Origin of the sequence: Nocardia aurea, assembly GCF_003123685.1 — a bacterium.
GTDB classification, from domain to species: domain Bacteria; phylum Actinomycetota; class Actinomycetes; order Mycobacteriales; family Mycobacteriaceae; genus Nocardia; species Nocardia aurea.
This window is the reverse complement of sequence record NZ_QCYJ01000093.1, coordinates 1-7,455: the sequence shown is the minus strand read 5'-3', so window position 1 is coordinate 7,455 and position 7,455 is coordinate 1. Positions and strand designations below refer to the sequence as shown.

General features: G+C 70.0%; 8 protein-coding genes. 3 read left to right on the top strand and 5 right to left on the bottom strand.

What is annotated here, in order from left to right:
- From DAT37_RS19275 to DAT37_RS19260, 4 genes are all read right to left on the bottom strand, one after another.
- Positions 1 to 1,275, bottom strand: a 1,275-nt coding sequence (locus tag DAT37_RS19275) for an AMP-binding protein (RefSeq protein ID WP_109526203.1), incomplete at its 3' end; no start/stop codon positions are given.
- Between the two features lie 84 nt (positions 1,276 to 1,359).
- Positions 1,360 to 2,397, bottom strand: coding sequence for an aliphatic amidase (locus DAT37_RS19270; protein ID WP_109526202.1), 1,038 nt, complete (start codon positions 2,395 to 2,397; stop codon positions 1,360 to 1,362).
- A 50-nt stretch (positions 2,398 to 2,447) separates the two neighbouring features.
- Positions 2,448 to 2,951 (bottom strand): AmiS/UreI family transporter, encoded by a 504-nt coding sequence (locus tag DAT37_RS19265; protein WP_109526201.1) that lies wholly within the window; start codon positions 2,949 to 2,951, stop codon positions 2,448 to 2,450.
- Positions 2,952 to 3,088: 137 nt separating this feature from the next.
- A complete protein-coding gene (locus DAT37_RS19260) occupies positions 3,089 to 4,165 on the bottom strand; it encodes a substrate-binding domain-containing protein (RefSeq protein WP_232839857.1) in 1,077 nt (358 codons plus the stop codon).
- A 91-nt stretch (positions 4,166 to 4,256) separates the two neighbouring features.
- Here DAT37_RS19260 and DAT37_RS19255 point away from each other — a divergent pair, with 91 nt between their 5' ends.
- Together DAT37_RS19255 and DAT37_RS19250 are read left to right on the top strand one after the other, a co-directional pair.
- Entirely contained in the window at positions 4,257 to 4,709 is a 453-nt protein-coding gene (locus DAT37_RS19255; protein ID WP_109526200.1) for a MarR family transcriptional regulator, read from the top strand.
- 202 nt (positions 4,710 to 4,911) lie between these two features.
- A complete protein-coding gene (locus tag DAT37_RS19250) occupies positions 4,912 to 6,363 on the top strand; it encodes an amidase (protein WP_109526199.1) in 1,452 nt (483 codons plus the stop codon).
- Positions 6,364 to 6,380: 17 nt separating this feature from the next.
- Here DAT37_RS19250 and DAT37_RS19245 read toward each other — a convergent pair whose 3' ends face one another.
- Positions 6,381 to 7,220 carry an NmrA family NAD(P)-binding protein gene (locus DAT37_RS19245; RefSeq protein WP_109526198.1) on the bottom strand — a complete coding sequence of 280 codons (840 nt, stop codon included), beginning with the start codon at positions 7,218 to 7,220 and terminating at the stop codon, positions 6,381 to 6,383.
- A gap of 62 nt (positions 7,221 to 7,282) precedes the next feature.
- On the opposite strand from DAT37_RS19245, the gene DAT37_RS19240 reads away from it, so the two are divergent.
- On the top strand, positions 7,283 to 7,455 hold a 173-nt coding region (locus DAT37_RS19240), incomplete at its 3' end, for a helix-turn-helix domain-containing protein (RefSeq protein ID WP_157978554.1).

Sequence of the window (7,455 nt, the reverse complement as noted above, 5' to 3'; positions counted from 1 at the left end):
GGGTTTGGTCACCGACCCTTCCTTGGGCGGGTGCCGGTCGAGACCGATCGGGTTGGCCGCGATGGGCCATCCGGTCTCGGTCTGCCACCAGTTGTCGACGACGGGTTTGCCCACGCGTTCGCTGATCCACCGACAGGTGTCCGGATCCAGCCGCTCTCCGGCCATGAAGATCGTCCTCAGCCGGGGGAGGTCCACCAGCTGCGATGCTTCGGGATCGGCCTGGCGGATGGCCCGCAGCGCTGTGGGCGCGGTGAACAGGGCCGCGACGCCGTGCTCACGCGCCACACGCCAGAACGTCCCCGCGTCCGGGGTGCCCACGGGCTTGCCTTCGTACAGGACGGTGGCCGCCCCGGCGAGGAGCGGTCCGTAAACGATGTAGGAGTGGCCCACGACCCACCCGACGTCGGACGCCGCCCAGAAGACCTCACCGGTGCGGATGTCGAAGATGTTCGACATGCTCCAGCGCAGCGCCACGGCGTGGCCGCCGTTGTCACGCACCACCCCTTTGGGACGTCCGGTCGTACCGGAGGTGTAGAGGATGTACAGCGGATCGGTGGCCTCCACCGGCACGCACTCCACGGGATCGGCGTGCGGCACGACGGCGTCCCAGTCGATGTCACGTGGCGCCCTCAGCTCGGCCGTCGCCTGGCTCCGCTGGAGCACCAGGCAGTGCCGCGGCTGGTGCTCGGCACGGTCCAGCGCCTGTTCGAGGAGGGGGTGGTACTCCACCACGCGGGAGGGCTCAAGTCCGCATGAGGCGGTGACGACGACACGGGGCCGGGCGTCGTCGATGCGTGCCGCCAGCTCGGGCGGCGCGAATCCGCCGAAGACGACGGCGTGGACGGCCCCGATCCGGGCGCAGGCCAGCATGGCGAACACGGCCTCGGGGACCATCGGCATGTAGATCACGACGCGGTCGCCACGGCGGACGCCGAGGCGGCGCAGGGCGCCTGCCACTCGTGCGACCTCGTCGCGCAGTCGCAGGTAGCTGAAGCTGGCTCGCTCCCCCGTCATCGCGCTGTGATAGATCAGAGCCGCGTCCTGGCCCCGGCCGGCGCGCACATGCCGGTCAACGGCGTTGTAACAGGTGTTCAGCCGCCCGCCGGGGAACCAGCGGCCATGGGGCGCGCCGTCACGGGCGTCCAGGGCACGGGTCGGGCGGCGCTCCCAGTCGATGTCCTCGGCCGCGCGCAGCCAGAAAGCGTCAGGCTCGGTGATGCTGGCCAAATGAGCGGTCGCGAGGGGGCGGTGGTGGTCGGTCCGGATGGTCGTCATCGGTCTCTTTCCTCGTTTACGGAGATGCGTGCGACCGCGAGGAAGGACCGGCACCGGCGGCTCGCCGATGCCGGTGCGTGCACGTCAAGAGGACGCGGACTCCGCCGTCGGGAGCGAGCCCACGGGGCAGGTGGACACGCCGATGGTGTCGCGGGTGAACGCCTCGACGTTCTTCTGTGCCCGCTCGGGGTCGGTGACCCAGGTGCGGTAGAAGTCGAACGGGCACTCCGCGACGCCCTTGTCGCCGTCGTTTCCGTCGTGGACGCCGGAGTATCCCCGGTGCAGCAGCTTGAACAGATGGTTGGTGGACTGGTCCTGGGCGCGGGCGTCGCGGATGGCGGACAAGGAGAGCTGGGCGTACTGGATGCCGTACTCCTCCGTGCCCGTCTCTCCGAGCGTCCGGCCGTCGAAGCCGATGATCGAGGAATGGCCGAAGTAGTAGTAGACGCCGTCGAAGCCCGCGGCGTTGGCGACCGCGACGTAGCTGTTGTTCGCCCACGCCATGGCCTTGGCCATGTTCACCGTCTGCTCCTGGGCGGGGTACATGTAGCCCTGGCAGCGGACGATCAGCTCGGCGCCCTTCATCGCGCAGTCACGCCAGATCTCGGGGTAGTTGCCGTCGTCGCAGATGATCAGCGAGACCTTGAGGCCCTTGGGTCCCTCGGTGACGTAGGTGCCGTCGCCCGGGTACCAGCCCTCGATCGGGCACCAGGGCAGGATCTTGCGGTACTTCTGCACGATCTCGCCGCGGTCGTTCATGAGGATCAGGGTGTTGTACGGCGGCTTGTTCGGGTGGTCCTCGTGCCGCTCGCCGGTGATCGAGAAGACCCCCCAGACGCCGGCCTCACGGCAGGCGGCGGCGAAGATCTCCGTCTCGGGCCCGGGGATGGTGGTCGCGGTCGCGTACATCTCCTCGCGGTCGTACATGATGCCGTGCAGGGAGTACTCCGGGAAGATCACGAGGTCCAGGCCCGGCAGGCCCTGCTTGATGCCGACGACCATGTCGGCGATCGTCCGCGCGTTCTCCCTCACTTCGGGAGTGGTGTGGAGGCGGGGCATCTTGTAGTTGACGACCGCGACTCCGACGGTGTCCGGACTGGATGTGATGTCACCGTGCCGCATGGCGGGCTCCTTCCAGTTGTGGTGATCTACGGTGGTGCGGGAGCTTGCGATCAGGTGGTGAACGATGCCAGCCGGGCCTCCCTCTCCCGGGCGGGTGTCCTGAAACCGAGGAGAGCGGCCAGGGCGAGCAGGCCCAGGCAGGTCGCGGCGGCGATCGCCACGGCCCCGCCGTCCGAGCGGTAGGAGCCTGTCAGGCCGAGGAAGCCGGGAACTGTGCAGGTCGCCTGGCTGAACAGGACCACGGTCCAGCCGGTGAACCGCATCAGGCGTTCCATGCCCAGGGCGAGGATGAGGAAGAACAGCAACCAGAGCAGGGCCCACGAGAGCCACAGGACGGCGAAGACCGGATCGCCGTCCCGCCAGAACGCCAGGCCGGCGTAGACGGTATCGGCGTCGCCACCGGACTGGGCGAGAACCACCGTCGGAGCAACGCACTGCAACGCGCCGACGAAGAGGTTCAGCGGGGCGGCGGCCCGGGCCGAAACGCGGCCGATGAGGACCATCCCGTTGACGAGGAGCATGGCGCCTACGTAGAGCAGACCGACGTTGAGCATGGTCGTCCCCCTTCGGCCCGCCCACCGGGCCTGCCGCAACTACAACCATCTGGATTTATTCCAGATGAAAGTAATGTGGCGCGGAAGTGTCCTCACTGTCAAGACGTGAGCGAGAAACGTTCAGTGGGCCCGGACGCTCAGAGACGCGCGATCACGTCGAAGTCGTAGCCGTCGGCGACCGCGAGATGCACGCTCTGTGCGGCCTGCCGGCCGCGGAACTCCACGGTTCCCCGCGGTCCGTGGTAAGCGACACGGTCGACGACGCGGTCCAGCGCGTCCGGCTGGAGCGACCCGGCGCGGCAAGCGAGCTGGGCCAGCGTCTTCAGGCCCTCGTAGCAGGACTCCGCGGCGACGTTCAGCGCCGGCGCCGTCGGACCGTGCAGGCCCACATACCTGCCGAGCAGGTCCATGGTGTCGGCGTTGGCCAGAGAGCGGAAGTATGCGGCCGCGGTGAACAGGTTCCTCGTGGCCGCGAGCCCGCTGGCCATGAGCATGTTCTCCTCCAGCATGACGCTGAAGCGGACGAGCTTCTCATGCAGCCCGCACCTGGCGAACACCCTGTTGAACTCGGCCGCGTCCTGTCCCACCAGGAGCATCAGCACGCCGTCGCAGCCGGACCGCTCGATCAGCGGGATCGCCCGCGCCGTCCGGCCCGATCCGAGCCCGACGAAGCACTCGCCCACGATGCGCAGGCCGAGCTCCTCGGCGAAGCGCGCCACGGCGCGCGCGGTGCCCCGCGGCCACACATAGTCATTGCCGACGATGAACCACCGCTTGGCGCCGATGTTGTCCCGCAGCCACCCCAGCGCCGGCCGGATCTGCAGACGGGGGATCTCGCCGGTGCACAGTGGCCCGCGACCCGCGGCGCCGCCCTCGTGCAAGGCCGTGTACACGTAGGGCACCCGGTCGGCGAGGACCGGCGCGACGGCGTCACGCACCGAGGAGATGTGCCACCCGCTCACCGCGTCCACCGCGCCCGCGGCCACCAGGCGACGCAGCACGGCCGCCACGGCCTGCGGCTCCGCCCCTCCGTCGACGATCTCGGCGACCACCTGCCTCCCGATGATGCCGTCCGCGCTGTTGAACTCGTGCAGCGCGAGCTCGGTGACGGCCTGACAGGAGGGCCCGAGGAGACCGGCCGGACCTTGCAACGGGAACACCATCGCGATGCGCAGGATACCCGCCTCTGCCCGTGCCGCTGCGTCTGTCGCCATGTCGGCTCCGGTGGGTTGCGGAACGAGAGTAGTTGATATATTTTCATCTGGAATTGTCTCAGAAGGAAGTTTGACCCGCAAGGGGGCCCGGATGGGGGACGCAGGCATCGACGGCTCGTCATCCGCGGGCGCCTTCATCGTGGCGGCCCGCAGGGCCACCTCACTCGTGGAGCGGGTGGTCAAACCCGAGGGGCTCACCGTCGACCAGTGGCTCACCTTGGAGGCGCTGGCCGATGCCGGGCCGCTGACCATGTCCGACCTGGCGTCCCGGACCATGGTGACCGGCCCGACGCTGACCCGGGTCATCGACCGGCTGGTGGCCACCGCTCTGGCCTACCGGGAGGTCGATGCCTACGACCGGCGGCGGGTTCTGGTCCATCTCAGTACGCGGGGCCGGTCGGCGTACCAGCGTGTCAGCGCCGGGCTCACCGACATCGAGGACGACGTGCTGGCCCAGCTGGCCGAAGTCACCACGACGCTCGTCCGCAGGGGCCGGATCGACCACGGTTCGTCGTCTGGCGACTTGACCGTACACACCCACTGACTGACGCCGCCCGCCACGTCTCCCGCGTTCGGTAGAGCCGCAAGGCCGCCGCGCCCGCTCAGGAGATGTCCACCATCGGGGCCCTCGCATGCCGATCCGCGAGGCCACGACGATCATGCCGGCCTGCCCACCGCGACAGCCCATGGGCCCGACAGGGCCCATGCCCGGACCGCAGGAAGATCCTTCACACCGAGGAGCACCAGTGAAGATTTCAGAGTACGTGACCTTTGACGCGGTCGGCCTCGCGGACCTGGTCGCCCGAGGTGAAGTGACACCCGCCGAGCTGGAGGCGGTGGCGCTGGCGGCGGCACAGGCGGTCAACGGCCAGATCAACGCCATCGTGGAAACATGGCCCGGCGAGGACGCCCCGGTTCCGGGCAGCACACCGCTGGCCGGAGTGCCCTTCCTGATCAAGGATCTCGGGGTGTCCATGGCCGGCAAACGCGTCGAACTGGGCAGCCGGCTCGCGGCCGGGAATGTCGCCCAGGCCGACTCGTCGCTGATGAGGCGCTTCCGTGACGCCGGGCTCGTGACGTTCGGGCGCACCGCGACACCGGAGATGGCCTACAGCATCACCACCGAACCCGTCCTGTACGGAACGACCCGCAACCCCTGGGACCTGCGGCGCAGTGCGGGCGGCTCCAGCGGCGGCGCGGGTGCCGCCGTCGCCGCCGGAGTGGTCCCGATCGCCCACGCCACCGACGCCGCGGGCTCGATCCGGGTTCCCGCCGCCTACAACGGCCTGTTCGGGCTGAAGCCCACACGCGGTCGCGTCTCCATGGGGCCCGACATGGACGAGATCTTCAACGGCCTGGCGGTGCAGGGCTGCCTGAGCCGCACGGTGCGGGACAGCGCGGCGGTGCTCGACCAGATCCGCGGCCCGGAACCGGGTGACCCCTACTTCGCCGCCGAGCCCTCCCGGCCGTACCTGGAGGAGGTCACCCGCGACCCGGGCTCCCTGCGGATCGGCCTTGTCGTGCGGCCCTGGGGTGGACGTCCCACGACCGCCCCAGTGGCCGACGCCGTGAAACGTGCGGCGCACCTGCTCGAATCCCTGGGTCATCGAGTGGAGGAGGTCGACGTCGACCTCGGAGTCGGCTGGGACGAGTTCGTCCTGGCCAACGCCCGCCTGTGGACGGCCAACCTGACTGACTGGCTTGACGGCCTGGCCGCCGCCTTCGGCCGTCCCCTTGACGACTCCACCCTCGAACCGGTGAACCTGACCAGTTACGCATACGGGCAGCAGGTCAGCGGCACCCAGTTCGTCAGCGCGCTCGCGGTGCGCAACGCGGTCGCCCGGAGCCTGGCACGATGCTTCGGCACCTACGACGTGCTGCTCACCCCGACCCTGCCCGAGCTTCCGGTGCCTCTCGGCACCTACGCGGAGGGCGTCGAGGCACTGGACGGCCTTGGCTGGCTGAACCGGCTGTTCGACCGCTCACCGTTCACCGCGGCGTTCAACGTGGCGGGCACCCCAGCCATGTCCGTGCCCCTGGCCTTGGACCACGCGACCGGACTCCCCATCGGCGTGCAGTTCGCCGCCGGTTACGGGCTCGAAGACCGCCTCTTCCGCCTGGCCGGGCAGCTCGAACAGGCGAGTCCGTGGATCGGTCGCACCCCCGCGGTGTGGGCGGGCGACCACGAGACCGTGTGAGACCCCCGCAGCTCACGTCAGGGGCCGAATGCGGCGGCGTTCTCCCGGACCCACTGCGCGAAGGTGCGGGCCGGCCTCCCAGTGACCTGCTCCACGGTGGGCAGCACGGTGTCCCCCGCGATCGGCGGGTCGGTCCGCATCTTCAGGAAGAACTCGACGTCCTCGTCGGAGTAGCCGGCCTCGCGCCACTGGGCGACGATCTCGTCCTGGGTGAGCTCGATGTAGCGCACCTCGCGGCCGAGGACCTCTCCGATGGTGCGGACCTTCTCCGGCGGGGTCAGCGCCTCCGGACCGGTCAACCAGTATTCCCGGCCGGCGTGGCCGTCGCCGGTGAGCGCCGCCGCGGCCACCGCGGCGATGTCGGCCTCGTGGATCATGGCGCTGCGGGCCTCCGGGAACGCCTCCCGGACGACCCCAGCGGTCCGTACGGACTCGGCCCACTCCAAGGCGTTGGACATGAACTCGACCGGCGCCAGATGGGTCCACTCCAGGCCGCCGGCCTCGACGGCGTGCTCAAGCGGGCTCTTGGCCACGTCGCCCTTGAGCACCGTCACCCTGCGCACCCCGGCCCGCCTCGCCAGGTCGACGATCTCCTCGCCGTTGGTCAGCGGTGCGTAGTCCTCCCCGCCGAAGCTGATCAGGTGCGCGGCCGAGGCGCCGGTGAACGCGGCTGCGAGGCAGGAGGCGTCGGCCAGGTTCCCGGCGACCGCCTCGGCCCCGGCGGGGAGGTCGGCCCTGACCGGGTCGCGGGTGAGGGCGCGGACCCGGTACCCGGCGGCGAGGAGCTGTTCGACCAGGGGGCGGCCGACGTTGCCGGTGGCGCCCGCGACAAGGATGATCTTGGAGTCGTGTGTCATGGCGGAGACGTTAGGAGCGATCGCGGTCAACTCCTGTCCGCGTCGGGTGGGAGAGTCGTCCCGTGTTGGAGACCTCGGCCCGGCTGCTCCGTCTGCTGGGCCTGCTGCAGGCGCATCGCCACTGGTCGGGGACCGAGCTGGCAGAGCGGCTCGCCGTGAGCTCGCGGACCGTGCGGCGCGACGTCGACAGGCTGCGGCTGCTGGGCTACCCCATCGAGGCGACCGGCGGCGTGGG